31 protein-coding genes are annotated in these 25,217 nt (G+C 64.8%); 14 read left to right on the top strand and 17 right to left on the bottom strand.

Annotated features, from left to right (window positions below; translation table 11 throughout):
- Window positions 1–73 precede the first annotated feature (73 nt).
- Window positions 74–835 (bottom strand): peptidoglycan editing factor PgeF, encoded by a 762-nt coding sequence (gene pgeF / locus DM806_RS04920; RefSeq protein ID WP_179042128.1) that lies wholly within the window; start codon window positions 833–835, stop codon window positions 74–76.
- A gap of 134 nt (window positions 836–969) precedes the next feature.
- Between pgeF and DM806_RS04915 the strand changes: the two genes are divergently transcribed.
- Complete coding sequence (locus tag DM806_RS04915; RefSeq protein ID WP_179042112.1) at window positions 970–2,532, top strand: amino acid permease; 1,563 nt, start codon at window positions 970–972, stop codon at window positions 2,530–2,532.
- A 60-nt stretch (window positions 2,533–2,592) separates the two neighbouring features.
- Here DM806_RS04915 and DM806_RS04910 read toward each other — a convergent pair whose 3' ends face one another.
- A complete protein-coding gene (locus DM806_RS04910) occupies window positions 2,593–3,864 on the bottom strand; it encodes a multidrug effflux MFS transporter (protein WP_179042111.1) in 1,272 nt (423 codons plus the stop codon).
- Between the two features lie 208 nt (window positions 3,865–4,072).
- Between DM806_RS04910 and DM806_RS04905 the strand changes: the two genes are divergently transcribed.
- A complete protein-coding gene (locus DM806_RS04905) occupies window positions 4,073–4,369 on the top strand; it encodes a hypothetical protein (protein ID WP_179042110.1) in 297 nt (98 codons plus the stop codon).
- Window position 4,370: 1 nt separating this feature from the next.
- On the opposite strand, the gene DM806_RS04900 is transcribed toward DM806_RS04905, so the two are convergent.
- Genes DM806_RS04900 through DM806_RS04880 form a run of 5 tightly spaced genes read right to left on the bottom strand, consistent with a single transcriptional unit; the run spans window position 4,371 to window position 7,628 of the window.
- Window positions 4,371–5,504 carry a GNAT family N-acetyltransferase gene (locus DM806_RS04900; RefSeq protein WP_179042109.1) on the bottom strand — a complete coding sequence of 378 codons (1,134 nt, stop codon included), beginning with the start codon at window positions 5,502–5,504 and terminating at the stop codon, window positions 4,371–4,373.
- The gene (locus DM806_RS04895; RefSeq protein WP_179042108.1) at window positions 5,497–6,258 is read right to left on the bottom strand and encodes a glycerophosphodiester phosphodiesterase family protein; all 762 of its coding nucleotides are present in this window, start codon (window positions 6,256–6,258) and stop codon (window positions 5,497–5,499) included. The genes DM806_RS04900 and DM806_RS04895 overlap by 8 nt, the downstream gene beginning before the upstream one ends.
- Window positions 6,227–6,691, bottom strand: a complete 465-nt coding sequence (locus DM806_RS04890) for a RidA family protein (protein WP_179042107.1) — start codon at window positions 6,689–6,691, stop codon at window positions 6,227–6,229. The genes DM806_RS04895 and DM806_RS04890 overlap by 32 nt, the downstream gene beginning before the upstream one ends.
- On the bottom strand, window positions 6,688–7,344 hold the full coding sequence (locus DM806_RS04885) for an HAD family hydrolase (RefSeq protein ID WP_179042106.1): 657 nt from the start codon (window positions 7,342–7,344) through the stop codon (window positions 6,688–6,690). Before DM806_RS04885 ends, DM806_RS04890 begins: the two co-directional genes overlap by 4 nt.
- A complete protein-coding gene (locus DM806_RS04880) occupies window positions 7,341–7,628 on the bottom strand; it encodes a DUF3572 family protein (protein WP_179042105.1) in 288 nt (95 codons plus the stop codon). Before DM806_RS04880 ends, DM806_RS04885 begins: the two co-directional genes overlap by 4 nt.
- Before the next feature lie 62 nt (window positions 7,629–7,690).
- On the opposite strand from DM806_RS04880, the gene DM806_RS04875 reads away from it, so the two are divergent.
- Together DM806_RS04875 and DM806_RS04870 are read left to right on the top strand one after the other, a co-directional pair.
- Entirely contained in the window at window positions 7,691–8,053 is a 363-nt protein-coding gene (locus DM806_RS04875; protein ID WP_179042104.1) for a response regulator, read from the top strand.
- Between the two features lie 147 nt (window positions 8,054–8,200).
- On the top strand, window positions 8,201–10,069 hold the full coding sequence (locus DM806_RS04870; RefSeq protein WP_179042103.1) for a PhoX family protein: 1,869 nt from the start codon (window positions 8,201–8,203) through the stop codon (window positions 10,067–10,069).
- A 191-nt stretch (window positions 10,070–10,260) separates the two neighbouring features.
- On the opposite strand, the gene rpmG is transcribed toward DM806_RS04870, so the two are convergent.
- Window positions 10,261–10,428, bottom strand: a complete 168-nt coding sequence (gene rpmG / locus DM806_RS04865) for a 50S ribosomal protein L33 (RefSeq protein WP_006959016.1) — start codon at window positions 10,426–10,428, stop codon at window positions 10,261–10,263.
- A 187-nt stretch (window positions 10,429–10,615) separates the two neighbouring features.
- Between rpmG and DM806_RS04860 the strand changes: the two genes are divergently transcribed.
- The 3 genes from DM806_RS04860 (at window position 10,616) to DM806_RS04850 (ending at window position 12,126) form a co-directional block, all read left to right on the top strand.
- Window positions 10,616–10,942 (top strand): hypothetical protein, encoded by a 327-nt coding sequence (locus tag DM806_RS04860; protein ID WP_179042102.1) that lies wholly within the window; start codon window positions 10,616–10,618, stop codon window positions 10,940–10,942.
- Window positions 10,943–10,957: 15 nt separating this feature from the next.
- Window positions 10,958–11,524 carry a TMEM165/GDT1 family protein gene (locus DM806_RS04855; RefSeq protein WP_179042101.1) on the top strand — a complete coding sequence of 189 codons (567 nt, stop codon included), beginning with the start codon at window positions 10,958–10,960 and terminating at the stop codon, window positions 11,522–11,524.
- A 110-nt stretch (window positions 11,525–11,634) separates the two neighbouring features.
- Window positions 11,635–12,126 (top strand): Dps family protein, encoded by a 492-nt coding sequence (locus tag DM806_RS04850; RefSeq protein ID WP_179042100.1) that lies wholly within the window; start codon window positions 11,635–11,637, stop codon window positions 12,124–12,126.
- Window positions 12,127–12,197: 71 nt separating this feature from the next.
- On the opposite strand, the gene DM806_RS04845 is transcribed toward DM806_RS04850, so the two are convergent.
- The 6 genes from DM806_RS04845 to DM806_RS04820 form a co-directional block, all read right to left on the bottom strand.
- Entirely contained in the window at window positions 12,198–12,668 is a 471-nt protein-coding gene (locus tag DM806_RS04845; protein ID WP_179042099.1) for a GreA/GreB family elongation factor, read from the bottom strand.
- Window positions 12,669–12,719: 51 nt separating this feature from the next.
- Window positions 12,720–14,546, bottom strand: a complete 1,827-nt coding sequence (gene cobT / locus DM806_RS04840) for a cobaltochelatase subunit CobT (protein WP_179042098.1) — start codon at window positions 14,544–14,546, stop codon at window positions 12,720–12,722.
- Entirely contained in the window at window positions 14,543–15,325 is a 783-nt protein-coding gene (locus tag DM806_RS04835) for a tyrosine-protein phosphatase (RefSeq protein WP_179042097.1), read from the bottom strand. Before DM806_RS04835 ends, cobT begins: the two co-directional genes overlap by 4 nt.
- Window positions 15,322–15,756 carry an OsmC family protein gene (locus DM806_RS04830; RefSeq protein ID WP_179042096.1) on the bottom strand — a complete coding sequence of 145 codons (435 nt, stop codon included), beginning with the start codon at window positions 15,754–15,756 and terminating at the stop codon, window positions 15,322–15,324. The genes DM806_RS04835 and DM806_RS04830 overlap by 4 nt, the downstream gene beginning before the upstream one ends.
- A gap of 35 nt (window positions 15,757–15,791) precedes the next feature.
- On the bottom strand, window positions 15,792–16,799 hold the full coding sequence (gene cobS / locus DM806_RS04825; protein WP_179042095.1) for a cobaltochelatase subunit CobS: 1,008 nt from the start codon (window positions 16,797–16,799) through the stop codon (window positions 15,792–15,794).
- 86 nt (window positions 16,800–16,885) lie between these two features.
- Window positions 16,886–18,166: an Hsp70 family protein gene (locus DM806_RS04820; protein ID WP_179042094.1), complete on the bottom strand. Its 1,281-nt coding sequence runs from the start codon at window positions 18,164–18,166 to the stop codon at window positions 16,886–16,888.
- 111 nt (window positions 18,167–18,277) lie between these two features.
- Between DM806_RS04820 and DM806_RS04815 the strand changes: the two genes are divergently transcribed.
- Window positions 18,278–18,547 (top strand): DUF1294 domain-containing protein, encoded by a 270-nt coding sequence (locus DM806_RS04815; protein ID WP_179042093.1) that lies wholly within the window; start codon window positions 18,278–18,280, stop codon window positions 18,545–18,547.
- On the opposite strand, the gene DM806_RS04810 is transcribed toward DM806_RS04815, so the two are convergent.
- Window positions 18,548–19,165 (bottom strand): J domain-containing protein, encoded by a 618-nt coding sequence (locus DM806_RS04810; protein ID WP_179042092.1) that lies wholly within the window; start codon window positions 19,163–19,165, stop codon window positions 18,548–18,550.
- Window positions 19,166–19,210: 45 nt separating this feature from the next.
- Between DM806_RS04810 and DM806_RS04805 the strand changes: the two genes are divergently transcribed.
- A complete protein-coding gene (locus DM806_RS04805; protein ID WP_179042091.1) occupies window positions 19,211–19,498 on the top strand; it encodes a BolA family protein in 288 nt (95 codons plus the stop codon).
- On the top strand, window positions 19,498–20,403 hold the full coding sequence (locus DM806_RS04800) for a pirin family protein (protein ID WP_179042090.1): 906 nt from the start codon (window positions 19,498–19,500) through the stop codon (window positions 20,401–20,403). Before DM806_RS04805 ends, DM806_RS04800 begins: the two co-directional genes overlap by 1 nt.
- Window positions 20,404–20,412: 9 nt before the next feature.
- On the opposite strand, the gene DM806_RS04795 is transcribed toward DM806_RS04800, so the two are convergent.
- Window positions 20,413–21,267, bottom strand: a complete 855-nt coding sequence (locus DM806_RS04795; RefSeq protein WP_179042089.1) for a zinc-ribbon domain-containing protein — start codon at window positions 21,265–21,267, stop codon at window positions 20,413–20,415.
- 148 nt (window positions 21,268–21,415) lie between these two features.
- On the opposite strand from DM806_RS04795, the gene ftsE reads away from it, so the two are divergent.
- From ftsE to DM806_RS04775, 4 genes are read left to right on the top strand one after another with little or no spacing between them, the layout of a single operon-like run.
- On the top strand, window positions 21,416–22,126 hold the full coding sequence (gene ftsE / locus DM806_RS04790) for a cell division ATP-binding protein FtsE (protein WP_179042088.1): 711 nt from the start codon (window positions 21,416–21,418) through the stop codon (window positions 22,124–22,126).
- Complete coding sequence (locus DM806_RS04785; protein WP_179042127.1) at window positions 22,126–23,031, top strand: cell division protein FtsX; 906 nt, start codon at window positions 22,126–22,128, stop codon at window positions 23,029–23,031. Before ftsE ends, DM806_RS04785 begins: the two co-directional genes overlap by 1 nt.
- Window positions 23,028–23,558 carry a YdcF family protein gene (locus DM806_RS04780; RefSeq protein ID WP_179042087.1) on the top strand — a complete coding sequence of 177 codons (531 nt, stop codon included), beginning with the start codon at window positions 23,028–23,030 and terminating at the stop codon, window positions 23,556–23,558. Before DM806_RS04785 ends, DM806_RS04780 begins: the two co-directional genes overlap by 4 nt.
- A 12-nt stretch (window positions 23,559–23,570) precedes the next feature.
- Window positions 23,571–24,269: a lysophospholipid acyltransferase family protein gene (locus tag DM806_RS04775; RefSeq protein WP_179042086.1), complete on the top strand. Its 699-nt coding sequence runs from the start codon at window positions 23,571–23,573 to the stop codon at window positions 24,267–24,269.
- Between the two features lie 40 nt (window positions 24,270–24,309).
- Here DM806_RS04775 and DM806_RS04770 read toward each other — a convergent pair whose 3' ends face one another.
- Window positions 24,310–25,215, bottom strand: a complete 906-nt coding sequence (locus DM806_RS04770) for a prephenate/arogenate dehydrogenase family protein (RefSeq protein ID WP_179042085.1) — start codon at window positions 25,213–25,215, stop codon at window positions 24,310–24,312.
- Window positions 25,216–25,217: the final 2 nt, after the last annotated feature.

The following is a 25,217-nucleotide window of genomic DNA, read 5'->3' as shown; positions in this document are numbered from 1 at the left end:
ATGACATCAGCAAGACCCGCCTTTCTAGGCGGGTTTTTTATTGCCCGGACGGCCTGGCGGCCGTCCTCTCCTTTCACTGCGGCAGGCCGATCATGGATATCTGGCGTCCATAGCCCGGTTCATTCAAATGGCAGGAGCGCCGATAGCTGAAGAAACGATCGGGTTGGCTGTAGGTATCCTGATCCAGCATTTCCACATGCCCAATGCCGGCGGCGGCCAATCTCGCCGCCACATAGCCCGCAATGTCGAATTGCAGATGGCCGGGCCGCCCTTCAGAGAAAAAGCGCTCATTTTCTGCATCTGATTCAGCGAAGCGCTGCGCAAAATCCTCCGTCACTTCGTAGGATTGTCGCCCGATGCACGGCCCGATCGCACAACTGATATCGCTGCGTCGCGCGCCGAGGCTCTCCATCGCGGCGAGGGTAGAATCGGTTACGCCGCCGATGGCGCCTTTCCATCCGGCATGCGCGGCACCCACTATTCCCCGATTGGCATCGGCGAACAGCACCGGCACACAATCGGCGGTCAATATGCCAAGCAACAGGCCGGGGCGATTGGTGACGAGGGCGTCTGCAGCGGGCCGCGCTTCATCCTCGAAAACATGCGTTACCGTCACCGCGTCCGGCGAATGCACCTGACGAACCGTAACCAGTTTCATGCCCGGCAGGACAGCATCGCGCGCCAGTTCGCGATTCCGCAGGATTGCATCGCGATCATCGGACGATCCCAGTCCGACATTGAGTCCCGCATACAGGCCGGTCGATACACCGCCTTTCCGTCCCGCAAAACCGTGCGGAATATCCCCCAATCCTTTTGCCCTGAGCAGTTCGACCACGCCGATCCTTTCCACTTTCATGTCATCGCCGCGCAACATACTTGCGCGCGGCGGATTAGGCGATAGTCTCCCCCTCCCATAAGCAAAAGGGGTACGTCCGGTGGCGTGCCGGGCTATGGGAATAAGAGGTCTTCATGATATTCGGGCGCGTTAAGCCTCTCGACGCCATTTTGGCGACGGCAGAGAAAAAATCGCTGCATCGGTCGCTGGGAGCGTTTCAACTTACCATGTTGGGTATCGGCGCCGTCATCGGCACCGGCATTTTCGTGCTGACGGCCGAAGCCGCGCAGAAGGCGGGGCCGGGCATGATGCTCTCCTTCGTCATCGCCGGCTTCGTCTGTGCGGTCGCTGCGCTCTGCTATGCCGAAATGGCGGCCATGGTGCCGGTGTCGGGTTCCGCCTACACCTACAGCTATGCCGTGATGGGCGAGCTGATCGCCTGGATGGTCGGCTGGGCGCTGATCCTTGAATATGCCGTCGCCGCCGGTGCCGTGTCGGTGGGCTGGTCCGGCTATGTCGTCGGCTTGATCGAGCATACATTCCATCTCGACATACCCGATCTGCTGACGCGGGGGCCGTTCGATGGCGGCATGGTCAACTTGCCGGCGATGCTGATCGCGTCGCTCGTCACCTGGCTGCTGGTCATCGGCACCAAGGAAAGCGCGACCGTCAACGCTATCTTGGTCGCGATCAAGGTGTCGGCGCTGACCCTGTTCATCGTTCTGGCGCTGCCCGTCATCAACATGGATAAATTCACCCCCTTCGCCCCGCTCGGCTTCTCGGGCATTTCGGCGGCGGCTGCCTCGATCTTCTTCGCCTATGTCGGGTTCGATGCCGTCTCGACCGCTGCGGAGGAAACGAAGAATCCGCAGCGCAACATGCCGATCGGCCTGATCGGTTCGCTCGGCATCTGCACCATCTTCTACATGCTGGTCGCCGCCGGCGTCATCGGCACGGTCGGCGCGCAGCCTGTCGCAGGGCCGGCCGGCGAAGTGCTGGCTCCCGGTTCAACCGCCCTGTCGCAACAGTGCGCCGCGCTGGCCGCTGCCGGCACCGAAGCCGTCACCTGCTCGAAGGAAGCGCTTGCCTGGACGCTGCGTGAAATCGGTTGGCCCCAGATCGGGAACCTGCTCGGCCTTGCAGCGGGTCTCGCCCTGCCGTCGGTCATCCTGATGATGATGTTCGGTCAAACCCGCATCTTCTTTGTCATGAGCCGCGACGGCCTGCTGCCGGCGATGTTCTCGAAGATCCATCCGATCTACAAGACGCCGCATGTCATCACCATTCTGACCGGCATCTTCGTTGCCTTGTTTGCCGCCTTCTTCCCCGTCGGTATCCTGGCGGACATCTCCAACTCTGGCACGCTCTTCGCCTTCGCTGCCGTGTCGATCGCGGTTATGATGCTGCGCAAGACGGATGCTGGCCGCGCTCGTCCGTTTCGGACCCCGGCGGTGAACATCACCGCGCCGATCGCCATCGCGGGTTGCGCCTATCTCTTCTGGAGCCTGGGCCTCGAAACCAAGCTGATGTTCGTCGGCTGGGCAACTGTCGGCCTGCTCGTCTATTTCGGCTACAGCCGCAGCCGCAGCCATGTCGGCCGCGGCGTCGTGGATGTGGCTGAAGATGGCTCGGGTATTCCGCCGCAGCCCGTGCCGCCGCTCCCCGGCGCGCATACGCCTGGTGGTCAGGACGCCTGAGCAAGGCCGTCATGCCACGCTGAGCTAAAAAAAGGGGCGGTTTTTCCGCCCCTTTTCATGTCAGTGGAAATCGACTTCGGGATCGCGCAGGCCGCCATGATGGGGCCGGGTGAAGAGCCTGCCTCGCTCCGCCCAGATCACGATCAGGAAGGAAAGTGCGCCGAACACCAGCAACCCGGTGGTGAAAGGCAGGGTCGTGCCGTCGAATGCCCGGCCGATGAAGCTGCCCAACGCCGCCGACACTGCCGTCGTCAGAAATGCCTGGAAGGAGGAGGCGACGCCCGCACCCTTGTGGAAAGGCTCCATCGAAATGGCGCTGAAATTGGATGCCGTAAAGGCGACGGTCATCATCGTCATGGCCTGAAGCACCATGAATGTGACCAGCGTTTCCTGCCCGACAAGGATCACCGCCAGATGAATGGCGGCGATCAGAATGAAGGCCAGCAAGGCGGTCTGGCTCATGCGCCGCGCACCGAATCGTGAAACGAGCCGGCTATTGATAAGGCTGCCCAACCCCATGCATCCCGCGATCGCCGCGAAGCCGATCGGGAAGAATGTTTGCGCATGGAAGACGTCGAAGAAGATTTGCTGCACCGACAGGATGAAGCCGATCAGCCCGCTCATCACCACGCCGCTTGCCAACATGTAGCCGATGGAACTGCGTGTGCGAAGGATAGTGCCGATGGTGTGCAGCAGTGCGCCGGGTGTGATGCGGATGCGGTTTTCCGGCTTCAGCGTTTCCGGCATCCGCGTCAGCATCCAGGCCAGGATCAGGCTGGCCAGGATGACCAGTATCCAGAAGATCCAGCGCCACGGCGCAAACCAAAGGATCGCCTGGCCGAAGCTGGGCGCCATCACGGGGATCAGCATGAAGACCGCGAAGATCAGAGACATGACGCGGGCCATCGCGTCGCCCCGGAACTGATCGCGGATGATGCCCACGGTAATCACGCGGCTCGCTCCGGCGAAGAAGCCGGCGCTCGCCCGGCCTGCCAGCATCATCGCAAAGCTTTGCGCACTGGCGCAGGCGATCGAGGACAGGATGAACAAAGCGATGGCACTGCCCAGCACGCGCTTACGCCCGAATCGATCGGACAGCACGCCGAACAGCAGCGACCCGAATCCCAGCCCGAGAAAATAGACGCTGATGATGAGCTGTCGATCATTGGCGTGGGGAATGGCCAGGTCGCGGCCGATATCGGGCAGCGCAGGCAGCATGGGATCGATTGACAGGGCATTCATCGCCATCAGACAGGCGCACAGCATCACGAATTCGCGAAAGCCGATATTATTGGCGCTTTGACTGATGTTGGTCGGGGGAAGCTGGGACATGGAGAGCCTATGCGGACTCCCGCGCGTCGATGCCAGCCCTATCGCACGGAATTTCCCGAGCCTTTGTCAATCCATATTGAAAAGAGGGGGAGTAAAAAACATGCCTACTGCGTTGTTAACCATTTTTTATCCGCTGCTGGACCAAGCTGCATCCCGTGAAAAACCAAAGGGTCGTCCATTGAATTAGTCAGGAACAGGGATCGGTAACATGGGCAACGGTATCAAGAGCGCGCAATTTCTGATGGAAGCTCGACTGTCGCGGGCGGTGGGCGGATCGGCGGACGAGTGTTTCGACTTGGGCGTTGCCTATAGCTGTGGAACCGGCGACCTGGCGATTGACCTGATCGAGGCGCATAAATGGTTCAATCTCGCCGCGCTGCGCGGGAGCGAGGCAGGACAGTCGATGCGCGCTGAGATCGCCGGAGAAATGACCGCCCGCGAAATCGCCCAGGCCCAACGCCAGGCCCGTGCGATCCTTGTCGCGACGCAACTGCGTGCTGCCTGAGCTAATTTTTCTTCCGGAACGGCGTCCGCTGCGAAAGCCATTGCCGGTCGCGCTGAACGTCGGTGCGTTCGGTCAGCAGGAACTCCGCTACCGCACGTCTGAAACCGGGATTGGGAATATAATGTGCGGACCAGGTCGGTTCGGGCGCGTAGCCCCGGGCCAGCTTGTGCCCGCCCTGCGCCCCGGCTTCCACCCTGCATAATCCCCGTGCGATGGCGACGTCGATCGCCTGATAATAGCATAGTTCGAAATGCAGGTTGGGGACATCCTCGCTACAGCCCCAGTAACGGCCATAGAGCGTATCCGCGCCGATCAGGTTGAGCGCGCCCGCGATCGGCTGTCCGTCGCGCAACGCCAGCATCAGCAGCACCTTGTCCGCCATCGTCTCGCCCAGAATCGAGAAGAAGGCGCGGGTCAGATAAGGCCGCCCCCATTTGCGCGCGCCGGTATCCTGGTAGAAATGCCAGAAAATGTCCCAATGGGCTTCGGTCAGATCGCTGCCGGTCAGGTGGACGATCTCCAGCCCCTCGACGGCGCGGCGTCTTTCCTTGCGGATATTCTTGCGCTTCTCGCTCGATAGACCGGCGAGGAAATCGTCGAAACAGGCATAGCCCCGATTGGTCCAGTGAAACTGGCTGTCTTCCCGGATCAGCCAGCCAGCCGCCTCGAACAATGGCACCTCATTGGGAGCGATGAAGGTCGCATGGGCCGAAGACAGGCCGTTGCGCTCCACCAGCGTTTCGATTCCGGCGATCAGGGCCGGCGCCGCGTCGGCATCGCGCAGCAGCAGCCGCGGACCGGGCACGGGCGAGAAAGGCGCGGCAATCTGGAGCTTGGGATAATATTGGCCGCCCGCCCGTTCCCAGGCATCGGCCCAGCCATGGTCGAACACATATTCGCCCTGGCTATGGCTCTTGGCGTAGAGCGGCGCGGCGGCGGCGATTCGTCCGTCGGCATCGTCGATCACCAGCGGCAGCGGCTGCCATCCGGTTGTTTCCCCGACGCTGCCTGATCGTTCCAGCGCCACCAGGAAATCCCAGCTGACGAAGGGATTGGCCGGCCCGGTGCAGGCGTCCCATTCGGCTTTGGGCAGATCGGCCACGCCGGCGGCAATGCGCGCCGCGACCTCAGTCACGCGGCCGCTCGAAGATGATCTGGTCGGCATGACGCGCGGCTCGGGTGCGCTCTTCTGCGCTGCCGACCGTCCATGTCAGCACGGGCATTTTCCTCTTGCGGGCATGCTCGGCGAAGCGGGAAGGAAGATCGCGTATATCACAGGCCAGAAAGTCGGGTTTCGACAGCCAAAGTGCAAGGGCGCGCTCGATCCTGCCGCGCCATCGCCCCTTGCCCTGCTGCGTCACCACCAGTCCCCGCGTCACATCCGGCCGATGAAACGCAAACCAGCGCATGGCATGCGGATTGAAGGACATGATCGCGACCCGCGCGGCCGTGGCGCGATCGAGGTCGCGTGCGACCGCTTCGCACAGGTCCGCCACATGCCGCCCCTCCGCCTTGATCTCGACAAGCAGCGGCACCTGATCGCCGCAGCAGGCCAGCAGCGCGGACAGACGTGGGATCATCCCGCCATCGGGCAGGGCGACGCTATCGAGAGTGGCCGCATCCAGCGAGGCGACGCTGTCGGAGCGCTCCGCCATCCGTATCAGATCGGCATCGTGGAAGACGAAGGCGATGCCGTCGCGGCTCGCCCGTACATCGCATTCTATGCCGAAACCACCGGCGATGGCGGCGTCGAACGCCGCCATGCCATTCTCGCTAATCCCTTGCCCATGTAACCCACGATGGGCGAAGGGGCGGGTTGTCAGACAATCAGGCTTCAGGCCGGACGCTGGCAAATTGTCAGGCCTGCGGCAGGACCAGGACGACCGCATCGATCTCGACCACGGCGCCCAGCGGCAGCACGGGCACGCCCACGGCGCTGCGGGCATGCTTGCCCGCGTCACCGAATACTTCCACCATCAGTTCGGACGCGCCATTGGCGACCTTGGGCTGGTCGGTGAAGGTCGGCGCGCTCGAAATGAAGGCGCCCAGCTTCACGATGCGCTCGACCCGATCCAGGCTGCCCAGCGCGGCCTTCATCTGGGCGATCAGATTGAGACCGCACACCCGCGCGGCGGCGACACCATAGTCGAGGTCGCGGTCTTCACCCAAACGACCGGTCATCAGCCCATCGGGCGCCAGCGCGATCTGCCCGCTGATGTGCAGCAGGCCATTGGCCTCCACCGTCGCGACATAGGCGGCGACCGGCGCGGCGGCCTGGGGCAGGGTGATGCCGAGTTCGGCGAGGCGGGCGTCAATGCTCATGCGGATGCTCCATCATGGGAAATAAGGGGGGAAGGGGCGGGGCCTTCGGCCAGCCGCGCCGCGATCCAGCGTTCGGCCTCGACCCAGTCGTCGATCCGGGCATGGGCATGGACGGCAGCCGGCACGCCGGGCGCGATTTCCGCTTCACCCACCATGTGCAACCGCCAGATTTCGGGCGCATGTTCGGCCGCCGATGCGTGATGCTCGGCCAGATCGTCGATGAAGACGGCGACGCCGGGCTGGCGATCGGCAAGGATCCGGGCGATCGGACGCCCCTTGCCGCCATGGTTCCACTGCACCGGCAGGTTGAGGCCATGGGCGGCCAGTTGCTCAACCCGCCCGGCATGATGGCGCTCGCCGATATTGGTCAGCACCATGATGTCGGCAATGTCCGACAATCGCCCCAAGGCCTCGACCGCACCGGCGATCGGCGCCTGCCGATGCATTTCCGTGTCGAAAAATTCGACCAGCAGCGACCAGACCAGTTCGCGCTCCAGCACGATGCCGCTGTCCTTGTGCCGCAGCGCTTCGCCGAAATGGCGGTCATACATGTCGAAATGCACGTCATGCGTCTCGTCCAGCCATTGGCGGAACGGCACGACCATGTGCAGCAGCACCTCGTCGCAATCGGTGATGATGAGGGGACGGGTCATCGATTCAGGCTCTCCTGCGCCGCGATCAGCGCGGCGGGGCTGGTGTCGATCGCCTCGGCGCAGGCGATCAGGTCAGGCTCATGGTCTGCCAGAAAGGCAAGCACGGCGCCCAAAATGGCGGGATTGTCCACGCCTGCACGCAATGCGTCCGCGTCCAGCCCGGTCAGCGCCAGCAGCCGATCCCCCCGCGCGCCGTCGGCCAATGTCCATCCCAGCGCCAGCAATGCCAGCATGGCGGGATCTTCGCTGCTATCCGGCTTGCGATTCGGGCTGTCGGGACGCATGATGGGCCTTTGGCGGGGAAGCGATCGGGGGCTCGCTTCACAGGTGAATATGCGGGTGACTGGTGGCAAAGCGCGTGCTCGTTGTCGAGGACAACGAACTTAATCTCAAACTTTTTTGCGACCTGCTGCGCGCCCATGGCCATGAGGTGTTGCCGTTGCGGGACGGCCGGGACGTGCTTGCCCAGGCCGGCGAGTTCCTGCCCGACCTGGTCATCACCGACATCCACCTGCCCCATGTCAGCGGCTACGACCTTATCCTGTCGCTCAAGGGTGACGAGCGGCTGTCTTCAGTCCCGATCATGGCGGTCACGGCCTATGCCGGGAAGGGGGATGAGGAGCGCATACGCTACGCGGGCGCCGACGCCTATGTGTCCAAACCCATTTCCGTATTGCGCTTCATCGAACAGGTGAACGCCCTGCTGTAACAGACGGGACAGGTTCGTCACCACTTCGTCACGCGGCTTTCATCGCAATGCCTTCATTCGGCAGGGCTGGCGTCATGTCGCTCTGCCAACCCCCTGCGCCAAGGCGCGGCGCCCTGCCGACAGCCTGATCACAGGGGTAGTAACACCATGTCTCATCTGACCGACGAGGCGCGCGCGCCCTATCGCGACGCGCAGCCCGCCATCGAACTTGGCGAAAATAGCATCGAGGCGATCGTTGCCGCCAATCCCGCGCGCCGCACCGTACTGAAGAACGGCCTGCTCGGCCTGTCGATCCTGCCCATGCTCGGCGCGCTTGCAGCCTGCGGTGACGACGATGACTCGGGCAGCCCGACCCCGACCCCGACCCCGACGCCCACGCCCACGCCGGCTCCCAGCTACGGCATCAGCTTCGCGCCCGTCGCCGCCAACATGAACGACACCGTCACCGTCCCGAACGGCTATACCGTCGACATCCTGCTGAAGGCGGGCGATTCGGTCGAAACCGGCACGCCTTATTCGGGCAGCTATCCGACTCCGGCGGACGCCGAAAAATGGGCCGGCGGCAATCATGACGGTATGGAGTTCTTCGAACTGTCGGGCACCGATCCCAACAGCGGCGGTCTGCTCGCGATCAACTTCGAATATCCCGATTTCAACATCCTGATGTCGGGCAGCTACGACGCCGCCACCGCCACCGCCGACCAGAAGGCGATCGCCCTTTCCGCCGTCGGCATCGGCGTCGTGGAAATCGCCAAGGGCAGCGATGGCAAATGGGCCGTCAAGTCCGGTTCCAAATATAACAAGCGCTACACCGGCAACAGCAGCTACAAGGCGAGCGGTCCGGCATCGGGCCTGCTGTCGGGCACGATCAAGGGCATGTTGAACAATTGTGCGTCGGGCAGCACCCCCTGGGGCACCTACCTCACTTGCGAGGAAACGACGGACAATTATTTCGATCCGACTCAGCCGGAGGAAAATTATGGTTGGGTGGTCGAAATCGACCCCTATCAGGAATTGGCCGTACCGACCAAGCGCACGGCGCTCGGCCGCTTCGACCATGAAAACACCGCCTACATGGCGAACAGCGATCGCCGTGTCGCCTTCTATCTGGGCGACGACAGCACGCCGGGCTGTATTTACAAATTCGTCTGCGATCGGGCTTACAGTGCGACGAACCGTGCCGCGAACATCGACATGCTCGATCATGGCACTTTGTACGTCGCTCGTTTCAACGCGGACGGCACCGGTGAATGGCGGGCGCTGGCCCATGGCCAGAACGGTCTGACTGTTGGGGCAAGCGATCCGGGTAATATCAGCCAGAGCACGACGCCGCCCCTTCCGACCAAGGTGGACTTCAACAATCAGGCCGAAATCCTGCTCAACACCAAGTCCGCCGCGCGCGTCGCCGGCGGTACCGTCATGGATCGGCCGGAATGGATCACGGTCGCGCCGGACAACAGCGCGGTCTATGTCACGCTGACCAATAACAGCAGTCGTCGCGTCACCGACGCCGCCAATCCGCGCACCGTCAACCGTCACGGCCACATCATCAAATTCAAGGAAGAGGGTAATTCGCCGCTCGCCATGAAGTTCAGCTGGGAAATCTTCCTGCTGGCGGGCGATCCATCGCTGGCCGGTTTCGGCGACAAGCTGGAAGGCAATATCAATGGCGACACCTTCTCAAGTCCCGACGGCATCCGCATCGATCCCAAGGGCCGGCTCTGGGTCCAGACCGACCACAGCGTGCCGGGTACCTCGGGCAAGCCCAGCACGACGATCGAACAGGTCTTCGGCCAGAATGCGATGTTCTACGTCGACCAGTCGACCAAGAAGTCGATGCGCTTCCTAGTCGGCCCGGAAGGCTGTGAGATCACCGGCCTTGCCTATACGCCGGACCTGAAGACCTTCTTCGTCAATATCCAGCATCCGACCGGCAATTGGCCGATCTCGGGTCAGCAGCCACGGTCGTCGACCATCGTCGTGCGCCGCACCGACGGTCAGCCGGTCGGCAACTGATCGCAGGATGATGAGAGGCTCCCCCGTTTCGGGGGAGCCGGAAGGGGCGCCCCGCAAGGGCGCCCCTTTTTCCTGCCCGGCGAACCAGCGCCTTTATGCCAACAGCAAAAGGCCCGCTCCCATGACGGGGCGGGCCTTTGCTCGTTCCGAAAACGGAAGATCAGGCGTGCGGGCAGGAAGCCCGCAACGGCTTACTTGATCTTGGCTTCCTTGAACTCGACATGCTTGCGCACGACCGGATCATATTTGCTGAAGCTCAGCTTCTCGGTCTTGGTGCGCGGATTCTTCTTGGTGACGTAGAAGAAGCCAGTGTCAGCCGTGCTGACGAGGCGGATCTTGACAGTTGCCGGCTTGGCCATGGCCCTATTCCCTGGTCTTAAATAGCGTAAAAATAAAGCGGCTCGCCAAAGCTGAGTGGCGGACCGCCCGTTTCAGCCGTGGCCCATGAGCCAGATTCGGCTTCCTGTCAAGGCTCGGCCCAGGCTTTACGTGCCTTTAACCACCCTGTGCCTATCCTTCGCCTATCAGGGACAGAGGGGCTTTTCCATGCGGCATGACCCGATTTCAGCCATTTTGACGGACCTTCTGCGCCGGGTCGACGGACTGGCGGGGCAGCGCGGCCATGTGTCCGTGCTGCGCCTGCATGATGAGGTCGACCAGATTCGCCATATCGCCCGCGCCTTTCATCTCGATCAGGTGGAAGGATTGGCGGGCACGCTCGAATCGGCGCTGTCGCTGCATGGGCTTGGACCGGTGGTGCTGTCCTATCTCGACCTGTTGCGCGAAGCGATCGGTGCGGAGATGCCGGTCGGGCCGATCGCGACGCTGATGCCGCGTGCGGTGCCGGCCACCATCGCCCCCCTCCGCGCCTGAGGTCGCCGCGCGCCGATGGATGCCTTGCTGATCGCCCTGCTCGGCTGCCTGCTCGGTGAAATGGGCGACAAGAGCCAACTGCTCGTCCTTGCGCTGGCTACCCGCTACGATCGCAACGGGGCGGTGATCGCGGGGATCATCGTCGCCGCCACCGCCAATGCCGCCATTTCCGCCTTCGCCGGCGCCTGGATCGGACCGATGCTGGGCGCGGACGCGCGTCTCCTCTTCATGGCGCTGTCCATCCTCTTCCTCGGCGCCGGCCTTTTCTGGCGCGTGGGCAAGCCCGATCCGCTCGAAGGCTGGCGGACCGGCGCCTTTCTCACCACGGCGTTGGGCCTGTTCATCCTGGGATTCGGCGATGGCCCGCAATTCCTGATCCTGGGCATAGCGACCCGAACCGCCGACCCGATCCTGGCGGGGATCGGCGGCGCGATCGGCATGATCGCGGCGCTCGTACCGATCGCCGTGGCGCGCCATCAGTTGCTCGCGGTCCTCCCGCTGCGCGCGATTCGCTGGGCCGGCGGGGTAATCCTTCTCGTGACCGGCGCGATCATGGCGCTGTCCGCCACCGCCCTGCTCTGATCGATCCGCTGCATCAGGCTGATCGGGATTTCCGCCACGAAAAAATGGCACCATCTTGCGGTGCGATCATTATATGTCCGAAACCAGTTTCCCGAACAGGAGGACATTGTATGACCGCCCCCGATCTGAAGACCCCGACCGACCTCAAGAGCAACGCGACCAAGTCCGTTGCCGAGGCGCTGAACGGCGCGCTGGCGGACAGCTATGCGCTATATCTGAAGACCAAGAATTTCCACTGGCACGTATCGGGTCCGCACTTCCGCGACTATCATCTGATGTTCGACGAGCAGGCCGCCGAGATCCTGGCCGTGACCGACCTGATCGCCGAGCGCGTGCGCAAGACCGGCAACACCACGCTGCGTTCTATCGGCGACATTGCCCGTCACCAGACCGTCAAGGACAATGACGCCGATTTCGTCGCGCCGGCCGACATGCTGAAGGAACTGCGCGACGACAATCTGGCGCTGGTCGAAACCTTCCGCGCGGTGAAGGCTGCCGCCACCGAAGCGGGTGACAATGCGACCGAAGGCATTGTCGACGACTGGACCGACCAGGCCGAACAGCGCGCCTGGTTCCTGTTCGAGGCGGCGCGCGGCGCGTAATCCGAGCATTGGCAACGAAAAAGCCCTCCGGTGCGAACCGGAGGGCTTTTTCGTGACGCAACCGATGAGGCTCAGGCTTCGTCGATGACCACGATCCCGACAATCTCCACCGCTTCCACCTTCCCGGCGAAATCGACCTTCTCACCTGCCTCCGCGTCCATCATGGCGCGGGCAAGGGGGGAGGAGAAGCTGATCCGGCCGTCATGCGGATCGGCCTCGTCATCGCCGACGATCGCCACCGTCTTTTCCTGCATGTTGAGCCGATAGGTGACGCGCGTGCCGAAGGCGACCGCCTCGCCATCCGCCACAGGCCGCAGTTCGGCCGTCGCCAGCCGCGTGCGCCAGTAGCGCAACTCGCGCTTGTGCTTCTTGCCCGCTTCCTCGTCCATCGCGGCGACATCGACCGCTTCCAGCGCCTCGACCTTCTCGCGCGTCAGCCGCAATCCGCGCGTCGTGACCCAGTTGGGACCGGGCGGGATCGGCAGCTCGAACTTCGGCTCCATATGCTCATCGTCGCTCTCGCGACGAAAGGCGACGCTCATCTTGCCTCTCCTGATACCGTGATTTTTGCGGGGACGGGCCGAAACGGCCGGTCAGTCTTCGTCGAACAGCCCGGCGAGCTGTTCCACCATCGTGCCGCCCAGCTGTTCGGCGTCCATGATCGTCACCGCGCGCCGATAGTATCGCGTCACGTCATGGCCGATGCCGATCGCCACCAGCTGCACCGGCGATCGGTTCTCGATCCAGTCGATCACCTGCCGCAAATGCCGCTCCAGATAGGTGCCGCTGTTCACCGACAGGGTGGAATCGTCCACCGGCGCGCCGTCGGAAATCACCATCAGGATGCGCCGCTCTTCGGACCGCGCGATCAGCCGCGCATGCGCCCAGAGCAAAGCCTCGCCGTCGATATTTTCCTTCAGCAGCCCTTCGCGCATCATCAGGCCCAGATTCTTGCGCGCCCGGCGCCAGGGATCGTCGGCCTTCTTGTAGATGATGTGGCGCAGGTCGTTGAGCCGTCCCGGCATCGGCGGTCGCCCGGCGGCGAGCCATTCCTCGCGCGCCTGTCCACCTTTCCATGCGCGGGTGGTGAAGCCCAATATCTCGGTCTTGACACCGCAGCGCTCCAGCGTGCGCGCCATGATGTCGGCGCTGATCGCCGCGATGCTGATCGGCCGCCCGCGCATCGATCCCGAATTGTCGATCAGCAGCGTCACGACCGTATCGCGAAACTCGGTGTCGCGCTCGATCTTGTAGGAGAGCGAGCGGGTCGGATCGATCACGATCCGCGCCAGCCGCGCCGCGTCGAGCAGCCCTTCCTCCTGGTCGAAGTCCCAGCTGCGCGATTGCTGCGCCATCAGCCGGCGCTGCAACCGGTTGGCGAGCTTGGTGACGGCGCCCTGCAAACTCACCAGCTGCTGGTCGAGGAAGCCGCGCAACCGCACCAGCTCATCCTCGTCGCACAGCTCTTCCGGCGTGACGATCTCATCATATTTGACCGTATAGGGCTTGTAGTCGAAGCCGGGCGGCAGGTCGGACATCGGCCGGTTGGGCCGGACCGGCATCATGCCTTCCTCGCCCATATCGTCCGCGCCGTCGTCGCTGTCGGCGTCGAACTCGTCGCTATAGTCGGTCTCACCTTCCTCGGTGTCGCCGCCCTGATCCTCGGCGCGCGCCTCGGCGTTCATGTCGCTGTCGCCGGATTCCTCCTGGCCGCTCTCGCCCTCTTCCTGTTGATCCTCCTGATCCTCGCCCTCATCCTGCGATTCGGGTTCCTCGGTATCGGGCGGCACATCGGCGTCGATCAGCTGGAGATGCTCCAGCATGGCGGTCGTCAGCTTCTGGAAGGCGCGCTGGTCGTCGATCGCCATCGCCAGCGCGTCGAGGTCGCTGCCGGCCTTGTCCTCGATCCACTGGTCGACCATGGCCACACCCGGCGCGGCATCCTTTGGGATGGGCTGGCCGGTCAGCCGCTCGCGCACCTTCAATGCCAGCGCGGTCGACAGCGGCACTTCGTCGGCGGACCGCGCCCGGCGGATCGCGTCGGATTTCAGCCGCAGGTCGAGCGCATGGTTGAGGTTGGCGCGCACGCCCTCCATCGCCCGCGACCCGATCGACTCGACCCGCGCCTGCTCGACTGCGTCGAACACCGCGCGCGCCACCGCTTCGCCCGGTGCGGAATGGGCGTGAACCTTGGGATTATGATGTCGCAGCTTCAGCGCATAGGCATCGGCGAAACCACGCGCCAGCGCCACCTGATCGGCGGGCAGGGCGCGGCCGGGGGTCGGCACCTTGATCGCCTTGCCCGCGGCATGGGGCGTATCGGCGGTGAAGCCGACCTCGACCTCCGCGTCGCGCGTGATGGCGCGCGCGGTGCCGGACAGCACATCCTTGAAGGCGTCGATGGGGGAACGTTCGGTCATGGAACCAGCAAGGCCTCGCGCAGCGCCGCACGCTCGGGCGCATCGACACCCAGCACGTCGCGTAGATAGCCGTCGACACCGCCATGCATCCCGTCGAAATGCGCGAACAGCGCTTCCAGATAGGCGGCGTCGGCGATCAGCAGCGGCTCCAGCACGTCGGCTCTCGCCTTTTGCAGCCGGCTGAGATGGCTTTCGCCCTGCGCCAGCCGCCAGGTCCAGTCGGCATGGCTGTTGGTCAGCAGATAATCGTCGACGATGACCTCGCGCGACACGCCCAGCGCCGCCAGCACCATCGCAGCCCCTGCGCCGGTGCGGTCCTTGCCTGCCGAACAATTGATCAGGATCGGCAGGTGGCCGGCCAGCATCTGCCGGAACATCGCGCGATAGGCTTCCGCATGGTCGGTCGCGATCTCATGATAGACGTTCAGCATCGCCGCGCGCATGTCGGCCGCGGTCGTCCGCTCTTCGCGCACCATGTCCACCAGCACGCCGGTCGCCCCGCTATAGTCGCGGCAATAATAGTCGACCGTGGCGTCATGCCAGCTGGTCGGCTCCGCCTTGCGTTCGCCAGGGCGCCGGAAATCGCAGATCGCCCGGATGCCCAGAGTCTGCAACTGCGCGCTGTCTTCCGGCGTCAGCAGCGCCATCGTGCCCGACCGATAGAGCATGCCGCGCCGCACGGTCCGGCCGTCCGCCGTCGGATAACCGCCAAAATCGCGCAGGTTGAACGCGCTCGCCAGAGGCAGCCCGCGCCGTTCCAGAGTGATGGACTCGCTCACGGCCGCTCCGGTTCGCCGACGCGCGGCACGGCGATCGTCTCGATCTGCGTCTCGACCTCGCTCATCAGCTTGTGCACCGGGCATTTGGCGGCGACGGCGATCAGCCTGTCATGCTGTTCGTCGGTCATCGGGCCGGTCAGGGCGATGCGGGTGGTGAGCTTGTAGATGCCCTTGCGCTCCTCACTGGCGTCGCGGACCACGCCGACATGGATATTTTCCACCGGAATGCCGTTGCGCTGCGCATACCAGAGCATGGTCATGGCCTTGCAGGCGCCCAGCGCCGAATCATACAGGTCATGCGGGTCCGGCCCGGCGTCATGGCCATCGGGGGCGGACATGTCCGCGACGATCTCATGCCCCCGGATGCTGATCCGGTGCCCCGTTCCGCCCGTCGTACCGCCATTGGGGTCGATCCGTTCGACGACGATCATGTCTAGTCTCCCTGCCGCAGAGGCAGGGCGAACACTCAGTTCGCCCGGCTCGCCACGCTCTCCGGCAGATCCTTGCCGAAGACGCGCTGATAATATTCGGCGACCAATGCCCGCTCAGCCTCATCGCACTTGTTGAGGAAGCTGAGGCGGAAGGCGAAGCCGACATTCTTGAAGATCAGCGCATTCTGCGCCCAGCTGATCACGGTGCGGGGCGACATGACGGTCGAAATATCGCCGTTGATGAAGCCCTGGCGGGTCAGCTCCGCCACCTTGATCATATTCTCCACTTCCTTGCGGCCGCCCTCATGGTCATACTCGCCGGACTTGGCCAGCACCACCTGCGCCTCCGTCGCGGCGGGCAGGTAGTTCAGCGCCACCACCAGATTCCAGCGGTCCATCTGGCCCTGGTTGATCTGCTGCGTGCCATGATAGAGGCCGGTCGTGTCGCCCAGGCCCACCGTATTGGCGGTGGCGAACAGACGGAAATGGGGGTTCGGCCGGATCACGCGATTCTGATCGAGCAGCGTCATCTTGCCGTCCGTCTCCAGCACGCGCTGGATCACGAACATCACGTCTGGCCGGCCGGCGTCATATTCGTCGAACACCAGCGCCACCGGCCGCTGCAACGCCCAGGGCAACAGCCCCTCCCGGAATTCCGTCACCTGCTGTCCGTCCTTCAGCACGATGGCGTCGCGCCCGACCAGGTCGATACGGCTGATATGCGCGTCCAGGTTGATGCGGATGCACGGCCATTTCAGGCGAGCGGCGACCTGCTCGATATGGCTCGACTTGCCGGTGCCGTGATAGCCCTGCACCATGACGCGGCGGTTGTGGGCAAAGCCGGCCAGGATCGCCAGCGTGGTGTCCGGGTCGAACACATAGGCGGGGTCGAGGTCGGGCACGCGCTCGTCGGCCTGCGAAAAGGCCGGGATCTTCATGTCGACGTCGATACCGAAGACTTCGCGCGCATCGACTTCGCGGTCGGGCGCTTCCAGCAGCGTTTCGGAACGGGTGTCGGGCTGGACGTTCGAAATCTCGGTCATCGGGTCATCAACTTTCTGCGATTCATTCTCGCCCTAACCCAATAATGAAGGGCGTGTCGATAGAGTGGGGGCTGTGCCTGCGACGATCAAGCTGCCCATTCCGCCAAATTGGCCTCCTCGCCGATCAGCGCAAGCCCATGGGCGATGGAAGTGAGTTCGCCGCCGGTCGCGATCCGATCCGGCCCGAAACGCTGGCGGAAGATACGCCGGATCGCTGGAATCAGCGACGACCCTCCGGTCAGGAACACCCGGTCGATGCTATCGGGCGTTACGTCGGCCTTGGCCAGCGCCCGGTCGACCGTCTCCTCGATCCGGGCGATGTCGGGGGCGATCCAGCCTTCGAAATCGGCGCGCGCCACCTGCTGCTCGATCTCGATCCCGCCGCCTGTGAAGCGGAAGGTCGCGCTCTCCGCGTCGGAAAGCGCGCGTTTCAATGCGCCCACCGCGTCATAGAGCGGATAGCCCAGCTCCTTCTCGATCACGGTCATCATCCGCCCGATCGCGGCCGGATCGCTGGCCGCCTTCTGCAAGCGCGCCAGTTCGTCCATCGTCCGCCGGTTGCGCATCAGCGCAAGGCGCGACCAGTCGGCGAAGTCGGCGAAATAGCTGCGCGGAATCTCCAGCATCTTGCCGAAACTCTCATAGCTCCCGCCCTTGCCCAGCATCGGCAGCACCAGATGGTCGACGATGCGATAGTCGAACCGGTCGCCGGCAAGGCCGATGCCGACCGACCCAAGCGGCACGCAGCGTCGTGCCGCACCCGGCGCCTCGACCCGGACCAGCGAGAAGTCGCTGGTGCCGCCGCCGAAATCCGCAACGAGGATGGTGGCGGCCTCGGTCAGGCGGCTGGCATAGCTGAACGCCGCGCCCAGCGGCTCATAGACATAATGAATGTCCGCGCCGAAGCCTGAAAACATCGCATCATAGCGTTGGCGGGCGAGAGCTTCGTCGGGCCGTGCCCCGGCATATTCGACCGGTCGCCCGACGATGATCCGCTCGGGCCGCTGGTCCAGCGTCCCGCCCGCATGGCCGATCATCTTCCCCAGGAACATCTGTCCCAGTTCCTCGAAGCGATAGCGTTTCTCGAATATGCTGGCGCTGTCGAAGATCGGGCTGGCGGCCACCGACTTGAACGACTGGAGAAAGCGGCTGTCCTCGGGAAATTCCAGATATTCGGAAATCGCCCATGGCCCGGCCTCATGCGCCATGCCGCCCTTCACGGCGTTGTCGTGCCAGAAGCAGAGCGCCGAGCGGAACACTTCGCCTGTCGCCTGATCGCCGGCAAATTCAACCAGCCGCGATTCCCCGCCGCTCGCTAGCGCCGCGACGCTGTTGGTCGTGCCGAAATCCAGGCCGAGCGCGTGCATGATCGAATCTCCGGGGAAGTGAGGGGGCGGGCGCTATGACAGCGCGTTACCCACGACGCAAGGCGCGTTCATGACCTATGCGTCCCGCGCCCGGCTGCTAAAGCGCGAGGCATGATCGCACTTTGCCTCGCCTCGCTGCTCGTCCTGCTCAACGGCTGGACTATCGCCTGCTTCTGGCGGGACAAGAAATGCGCGATCGTCGGCGCGCGCCGCATTCCCGAGGCGCGGCTGCTGACCTTTGCCCTGCTCGGCGGGTCGCCCGGCGCGCTGCTGGCGCGCAGGCTCTTCCGTCACAAGACCCACAAACAGCCCTTTTCCACGCTGCTGCTGCTGATCGTGGCAGTGCAATCGGGCCTGCTCATCGGCTGGCTGCTGCTCTGATCAGGCGAAGGCCTCTGCCTTGCGCAGATGGGCATAAGCCTCGATCACGCCCTGCAATGCGCCTTCATGGCTGCGGTCGCCGCCATTATGGTCGGGATGATAGCGGCGCAGCAATTCGGTGTAGCGCGTCCGCAATGCCTTGCGGTCGGCGTCGATCGGCAATTCCATGACGGCCATCTGCCGCCGGTCCTCGTGCGACAGGAACTTTCCGTCCTGCCGCATCTGGTTGTCGGCCCGCGCCTTGGCGACGCGCTCCTTGAACTTCGCCCCGATCGCATCGAGCGGGTCGGCAAAATCGGCCCAGCGCGGCGGCGGGCTGGCGGCATTGGACGAAAAGGCGCGCGTTTCCCGCTCCCATCCCGCATAGGGGCGCTGGGCGGCGGCGATCTCCTCGGGCGACATGCCGGTGAAGAAATTATAGCCCTGGTTGAACTGGCGGACATGCTCCAGGCACAGCCAGCGCCAGCGCGGCCCGTCATGTCCCGATCGGCTGCCCTCTTCCGGCGGCGCGCGGAATTCGCCCGGCTCGGGGCAGCCCGGCGCCGCGCAGGGGCGGTCGCTTTCCACACGGCCATGGAAACGGTTGAAACGTCGGGTCGAGAAAGGATCGGTACTCAAGATCGTCCTGATGGAATGGCTGGCAAAGCAGCCTATATAGGCGACATGACCACTGACCTCAAAGGCCCCGTTGCCACCGAAATCGAGGCGCGCCTGCGCGCCGCCCTGTCTCCGGCGCATCTCGCCGTCATCGACGACAGCGAAAAGCATCGCGGCCATGCCGGCCATGACGGATCGGGCGAAAGCCATTTCACCGTCGAGATCGTGGCCGATCGCTTCATCGGCCAGAGCCGTGTCGCCCGCCAGCGCATGGTCAACGCCGCGCTCGCCGACCTGCTGCGCGACAAGGTTCACGCCCTCGCCATCAAGGCGCGCGCGCCGGGCGAAGCCTGATGACGCCCGACGATTTCATCATCCAGGCGATCACGCCCACCACCCATGATCTTGGCGATTTCAAGGTGTATCGCTCGCTGCCGGTGAAGGGGCGCACCATGGTCGGCCCCTTCATCTTCTTCGACCAGGCAGGACCGGCGCGGATCGCCGCGGGGCAGGGCATCGACGTGCGTCCGCATCCGCACATCAACCTCGCCACCGTCACCTATATGTATGAAGGCGCTTTCCTGCACAGGGATTCGCTCGGCACCGAGCAGTTGATCGAGCCGGGCGCGGTCAATCTGATGACTGCGGGCAAGGGCATCGTCCATTCGGAACGCTCTCCCGACGAGGATCGCGCCAAGGCATCCAAATTGTCGGCGATCCAGACCTGGCTCGCCCTCCCCGACCGGTTCGAGGAGATGGACCCGGCGTTCGAGCATGTCAGCGAAGGCGGCCTGCCGGTGATCGAGGATGGCGCAGTGCGTGCGCGTGTCATCATGGGGTCGCTCTGGGGCGAAACCTCGCCCGTCACCACCTATGCCCAGACCATCTATGCCGATATTCAGCTCGCGCCCGGCGGCCGCATCGCCATCGATCCGTCGGCGGACGAGCGCGCCCTCTATGTCTCGGGCGGCGACGCGGCGCTCGACGGGCTGATGCTGGCGCCGCAGACGCTCTACGTCCTGCGCCCCGGCACGTCGGCCACATTGATGAGTGTCGATGGCGGCCGGGTCGTGCTGTGCGGCGGCGAAGCCTTCACCTCGCCGCGCCATGTCTGGTGGAATTTCGTGTCCTCGACGCAGGAGCGGCTGATGCAGGCGCGCGAGGATTGGGAGGCGATGCGCTTCCCCCTCATCCCCGGCGACGATCAGGAGTTCATCCCCATCCCGCAGGGCAGGCCGAAAACGGTCAGCTACCCCTGACCGACCGGATCATGGCACGAAGGTCAGCGAGAGATTCTCGGCATTTTTCGGAATGTCGATCCGGCTCTCGTTGATCGAGGCTTCCTCGCCGGGCTTCAGGCGGCTCTTGTCGGCCTTCGTCGTCCAGCTGAAGACCAGCCGGTTCTGCCGGTCGCGCAGCTGCACCAGCACCGGCGGCACCGGCAGCGCCTGGCTGCCGCTGTTCACGATCCGCGCGCCGAAGGCGAAATATTCCTCGCCCGTCGGCAGCTTGCGGCGTTCGGCGGGCTTGGACAGGTAGAAGAGCAGGTCGGGATCGCCTTCCTCTGGCACGATGCCCATCGCCACCATCCAGCTCGGCGGCCCGAAATAGGTGAGCGCGCCACCGGCCGCCGCAATCGCCAGGAAGAAAATGCCCGCCGCCCAGGTCCACAGCTTGAGCATGTTGCGGCGCGGCTTGACCGGCACCGGCGCGGAAAAGTCGTCCGCCTCGACCGCATCGGCGCGTGCGCCGGCATATATGTCGTCGAAGCGATAGTCGGTCGGCGCAGTCGGCGGCGGAGCCGCCTCTTCGCGCACGAGGCTTTCCGGCGCCGCCGGTTCGGGGGCGGCGACATGCACTGGCGCGTCCTGCACCGGCGCCGGCTTGGGCGCTTCAGCCACAATCGGCGGCGGCGGAGCAGGAGGTGGTGGCGGCGGTGCGGGAGCCGCTTCGACGGGGGCGGCGGCGGTCGCTGCCGGCACATCTTCGCGTACCGGCAAGGCGGCTGGTTCTTGGAACCAGCTATGTTTGCAGGCCGCGCAGCGGACCTGGCGGCCATGGGAGCCTACGGCGCTGTCGGGCACGACATAGCGCGTCGCGCAATTGGGGCACACCAGGATCATTTCGCTTCATAGGCATGGCAGGGACTCGCGCGCAAGCATCAACGACAGGGTGCGACTCGCGTGATCGCGCGGCGCGGGCTTTACGGCGGCCCGCTGCCTGTGCCATGGCTGCGGCCTCGGGGAAGCAGGGAGCGCATCAGCGCCACACATGACGGCCATCGTCCAGTTCGAAAATGTCGGTCTGCGCTATGGCCTGGACAGCGAGACGCTGTCCGATGTCAGCTTTTCCTTCGCCAGCGGTGGCTTCTATTTCCTGACCGGCGCGTCGGGCGCGGGCAAGACCTCGCTGCTGAAGCTCCTCTATCTGGCCCAGCGCCCCAGCCGCGGCGTCATCCGCCTGTTCGGCGAAGATGTCGTGACCCTGCCGCGCGATCGCCTGCCCGGCTTTCGCCGCCGGATCGGCGTCGTCTTTCAGGATTTTCGGCTCGTTCCGCACCTGTCCGCCTATGACAATATCGCGCTGCCGCTGCGTGTGGCGGGCATGGAGGAAAGCGAGATCGACGCGCCGGTGGCCGAAATGCTGAACTGGGTTGGCCTCGGCGATCGCGGCCAGGCGCGGCCCGCGACCCTGTCGGGCGGGGAACAGCAGCGCGTCGCCATCGCCCGCGCGGTGATCGGCCGGCCCGAAATATTGGTGGCGGACGAGCCGACCGGCAACGTCGATTCCGACATGGCCCGCCGCCTCATGACCCTGTTCGAGGCGCTCAATCGCCTTGGCACCACCATCGTCGTCGCCACCCACGACCTGCCGCTGATCGCGCAGGTGAAGGGCGCGCAGATGATGAAGCTGGACAAGGGGCGTCTGGCCGATCCGACCGGCATGCTCCGCTATCCCCCCCGTCCGCAGGACCGGCAATGATGGCCAGCCGCGCCAATCGCAGGGCCGCCGCCGCCGCGCGGAATCGTCTGCTGCCCGAAGGGCGGGTGGCGGGGCCGATGCCCTGGATCATCGCGATCATGATGTTCCTGACCATATTGTCCGCCGCCGCCGGCCTGGGTCTCAGCGCATCAGTCCGGTCGATGAGCGCCGATCTGGCCGGTCGCGCCAGCGTGCAGGTGGTGGAGGCGAATGCGCAAGCGCGCGATCGTCTCGCCGCGCAGGCGCTTCGGACCCTGCGCGACGCGCGGGATGTGCGCAGCGCCGATCCGGTCGATCCGGCCCTGCTGGCCGATCAGCTTCGTCCCTGGCTAGGCGACGCGGCGACCAGCGGCGACCTGCCGGTGCCCGCGCTGATCGACGTGATGCTGACGCCGGGCGATGCCGACGGAAAGGTCGATCGGCTGCGTCGCCAGCTTGGCGCGCTGTCGCCCAGGCTGCGGATCGAGCCGCATGCGGCCTTCCTCCTGCCGCTCGCCGGCCTGTTGACCGCGCTCGGATGGCTTGCCGCCGGCGTGGTGGTGCTGATGGTGCTGGCGACCGGCGCGGTCGTCGTTCTGGCGGCGCGCGGCGCGCATGACAGCCATCGCGGCACGATCGACGTGCTGCACCTGATGGGCTCGACCGACGTGCAGATCGCCCGCCTGTTCCAGCGGCGCATCGGCCTCGACGCCTTTCTGGGCAGCGCGCTCGGTTTCTCCTTTGCCATATTGGTCATCATCCTGATCGGCTTGCGCCTTTCCGCAATGGGATCGGACCTTTTGGGAGCGGTGACGCTCGATACCCGTGCCTGGATGATCCTTGCGGTGCTGCCGGTGCTGGGCGTGACCCTTGCCATGCTGACCGCGCGCTGGACGGTGCTGCGGACATTGGGGCGGTCGCTATGATCGTCCGCCTCCTTGCCGTCACCCTGCTGGCCTGGATGCTGGGCTTTGCCTGGTTCGCCATCTTCCTGCCCCAGCCGCTCGACGGGCGGCAGACCGACGCCATCGTCGTGCTTACCGGGGGCGCGGGGCGCATCGACCGGGGGATCGCGCTGTTGCAGGACGGGGCGGCCAAGCGCATGCTGATTTCCGGCGTCGACCGATCGGTCCGCCCGGTCGAACTGGCGGCGCAGTACAAGACCCCGGAAACGCTCTTCGCCTGCTGCATCACCCTGGGCCGCGAAGCGATCGACACCCGCTCCAACGCGATCGAGACCGCCCGCTGGCTGGAGCGGCGCGATTACAAGACCGTGCGCCTCATCACCACCGACTGGCACATGCGCCGTTCCGCGCTGGAACTGCGTCAGGCGCTCCCCGGCCGCGTCACGCTGGTCTATGACGCGGTGCCCAGCCGCCCCAGCCTGACCGTGCTGATGCGCGAATATAATAAATATCTGCTGCGGCGTGTCGCCGCGCTAATCGGTATTTGACAGTAAAGTCCAATGATCACCGCCATTCGCTCCCTTCTCTTCATGCTGGCTTTCTACAGCGGCAGCCTGATCTTCGTGCTCTGGGCGATCGCCTTCGGCTGGGCCACGCCTCTGATGGTCCAGCGCGTCGCCACCAACTGGAGCCGCTTCCACCGCTTCTGCATCCGCTGGCTGCTGGGACAGAAGGTGGTGGTGGAGGGCGATCTGCCGCAGGGGGCCTATCTCTATATCATCAAGCATGAATCGATGTTCGAGACGATCGACATGCTCTGCCTGTTCGATCGGCCGGCGATCGGGGCGAAACGGGAATTGTTCGACATCCCGCTCTGGGGCGGGATTGCCCGGCGCTATGGCCTGATCCCGGTCGAGCGGACGGCAGGCGCCAGCGCGTTGCGGACCTTGCGCGCGGCGGCGAAGGATCGGATCGCGCAGGGGCGGGCCATCTGCCTCTTCCCCGAAGGCACCCGCGTTCCCCATGGCGAATCGCCGCCCCTGAAATCCGGGTTCGCCGGTCTCTACAGCCTGCTCGGCCTGCCCGTGGTGCCGATCGCCGTGGACAGCGGCCGGGTGTCGCCGCGCGGTAAATTCCTGAAGCAAGCCGGCACCATTACCTACAAGGTGGGTGAGGTGATTCCCGTCGGCCTCGACCGCAGGGAGGCCGAGGCAAAGGTGCACGCGGCGATCAACGTCCTCAATCAGAGCATTCTGTAGTCGGCTGGAACAGCCTACGGCTCGCGGTAATCAAAAGCCTCTAATGAGCGCGGCCGAAGTCCGGCTTCGCGTCGTCCTGCCCCTGTTCGATGATCGACCGGCGGATCGCCCGGGTGCGGGTGAAGAGGTTGAACAGCGCGTCGCCGTCATTCCAGCGGATCGCCCGCTGAAGCGCTGACAGATCTTCCGAGAAGCGCTGGAGCATTTCCAGCACCGCATCCTTGTTCGCCAGGAACACGTCCCGCCACATGGTGGGGTCGGATGCGGCGATGCGCGTGAAATCGCGGAAACCGCCGGCGGAATATTTGATGACCTCGCTCTGGGTCACATCCTCCAGGTCGCTGGCCGTGCCGACGATGGTATAGGCGATGAGGTGCGGCAAATGGCTCGTCACCGCCAGCACCAGATCATGATGCGCCGGGTCCATCATCTCCACGTCCGCGCCGACGCGACGCCACAATTCGGCGACACGCTCGACCGCAACCGGGTCGGCATCGGCGGGCGGGGTGACGATCGACCAGCGGCCCTTGAACAGGGTCGCGAAGCCGGCTTCCGGCCCGCTATTCTCCGTGCCGGCCACGGGGTGCGCCGGGATGATCGTGCGCCCCGGCAGCGCGGCGTTGAGCTGCGCCAGAACATCCGCCTTGCACGACCCGACATCGCTGATGATCGCGTCGGCCGGCAGGTCGTCGGCGATCTCCGCCGCCGCCGCGCCCATCGCCCGGACGGGGACGCACAGGATGACCAGGTCGGCGTCGGTGACGGATGCGCCCGCCGTGTCGGTGATGTCGTCGCACAGGTCGATCCGCCGCGCGGTTTCGCGCACGGCCGGATCGGCATCATGGCCCGTGACCCGCACGGTCGGCATGTCCGCCCGGATCGCGCGGGCCAGCGAGGAGCCGATCAGCCCCAGGCCGATGATGGTGATGCGGGCGAAAGGCAGCATGG

Origin of the sequence: Sphingobium lactosutens, from assembly GCF_013393185.1 — a bacterium.
GTDB classification, from domain to species: domain Bacteria; phylum Pseudomonadota; class Alphaproteobacteria; order Sphingomonadales; family Sphingomonadaceae; genus Sphingobium; species Sphingobium lactosutens_A.
This window is presented reverse-complemented; position numbering and strand designations above follow the sequence as displayed.

Bases quoted from the DNA above. Each gene is read 5' to 3' on its own strand.
- DM806_RS04795 (WP_179042089.1), bottom strand. From the start codon at position 21,267: ATGATCCTGGTGTGCCCCAATTGCGCGACGCGCTATGTCGTGCCCGAC.
- DM806_RS04905 (WP_179042110.1), top strand. From the start codon at position 4,073: ATGGGCAACGGTATCAAGAGCGCGCAATTTCTGATGGAAGCTCGACTG.
- DM806_RS04770 (WP_179042085.1), bottom strand. From the start codon at position 25,215: ATGCTGCCTTTCGCCCGCATCACCATCATCGGCCTGGGGCTGATCGGC.
- DM806_RS04830 (WP_179042096.1), bottom strand. From the start codon at position 15,756: ATGATCGTCGTCGAACGGATCGACCCCAATGGCGGTACGACGGGCGGA.
- DM806_RS04890 (WP_179042107.1), bottom strand. From the start codon at position 6,691: ATGAGCATTGACGCCCGCCTCGCCGAACTCGGCATCACCCTGCCCCAG.
- DM806_RS04885 (WP_179042106.1), bottom strand. From the start codon at position 7,344: ATGACCCGTCCCCTCATCATCACCGATTGCGACGAGGTGCTGCTGCAC.
- DM806_RS04815 (WP_179042093.1), top strand. From the start codon at position 18,278: ATGATCGCACTTTGCCTCGCCTCGCTGCTCGTCCTGCTCAACGGCTGG.
- DM806_RS04845 (WP_179042099.1), bottom strand. From the start codon at position 12,668: ATGAGCGTCGCCTTTCGTCGCGAGAGCGACGATGAGCATATGGAGCCG.
- DM806_RS04860 (WP_179042102.1), top strand. From the start codon at position 10,616: ATGCGGCATGACCCGATTTCAGCCATTTTGACGGACCTTCTGCGCCGG.
- cobS (WP_179042095.1), bottom strand. From the start codon at position 16,799: ATGACCGAGATTTCGAACGTCCAGCCCGACACCCGTTCCGAAACGCTG.
- DM806_RS04850 (WP_179042100.1), top strand. From the start codon at position 11,635: ATGACCGCCCCCGATCTGAAGACCCCGACCGACCTCAAGAGCAACGCG.
- DM806_RS04855 (WP_179042101.1), top strand. From the start codon at position 10,958: ATGGATGCCTTGCTGATCGCCCTGCTCGGCTGCCTGCTCGGTGAAATG.
- DM806_RS04895 (WP_179042108.1), bottom strand. From the start codon at position 6,258: ATGCGGTCGTCCTGGTCCTGCCGCAGGCCTGACAATTTGCCAGCGTCC.
- cobT (WP_179042098.1), bottom strand. From the start codon at position 14,546: ATGACCGAACGTTCCCCCATCGACGCCTTCAAGGATGTGCTGTCCGGC.
- DM806_RS04800 (WP_179042090.1), top strand. From the start codon at position 19,498: ATGACGCCCGACGATTTCATCATCCAGGCGATCACGCCCACCACCCAT.
- DM806_RS04820 (WP_179042094.1), bottom strand. From the start codon at position 18,166: ATGCACGCGCTCGGCCTGGATTTCGGCACGACCAACAGCGTCGCGGCG.
- DM806_RS04870 (WP_179042103.1), top strand. From the start codon at position 8,201: ATGTCTCATCTGACCGACGAGGCGCGCGCGCCCTATCGCGACGCGCAG.
- DM806_RS04775 (WP_179042086.1), top strand. From the start codon at position 23,571: ATGATCACCGCCATTCGCTCCCTTCTCTTCATGCTGGCTTTCTACAGC.
- rpmG (WP_006959016.1), bottom strand. From the start codon at position 10,428: ATGGCCAAGCCGGCAACTGTCAAGATCCGCCTCGTCAGCACGGCTGAC.
- DM806_RS04880 (WP_179042105.1), bottom strand. From the start codon at position 7,628: ATGCGTCCCGACAGCCCGAATCGCAAGCCGGATAGCAGCGAAGATCCC.
- ftsE (WP_179042088.1), top strand. From the start codon at position 21,416: ATGACGGCCATCGTCCAGTTCGAAAATGTCGGTCTGCGCTATGGCCTG.
- DM806_RS04780 (WP_179042087.1), top strand. From the start codon at position 23,028: ATGATCGTCCGCCTCCTTGCCGTCACCCTGCTGGCCTGGATGCTGGGC.
- DM806_RS04785 (WP_179042127.1), top strand. From the start codon at position 22,126: ATGGCCAGCCGCGCCAATCGCAGGGCCGCCGCCGCCGCGCGGAATCGT.
- DM806_RS04910 (WP_179042111.1), bottom strand. From the start codon at position 3,864: ATGTCCCAGCTTCCCCCGACCAACATCAGTCAAAGCGCCAATAATATC.
- DM806_RS04915 (WP_179042112.1), top strand. From the start codon at position 970: ATGATATTCGGGCGCGTTAAGCCTCTCGACGCCATTTTGGCGACGGCA.
- DM806_RS04805 (WP_179042091.1), top strand. From the start codon at position 19,211: ATGACCACTGACCTCAAAGGCCCCGTTGCCACCGAAATCGAGGCGCGC.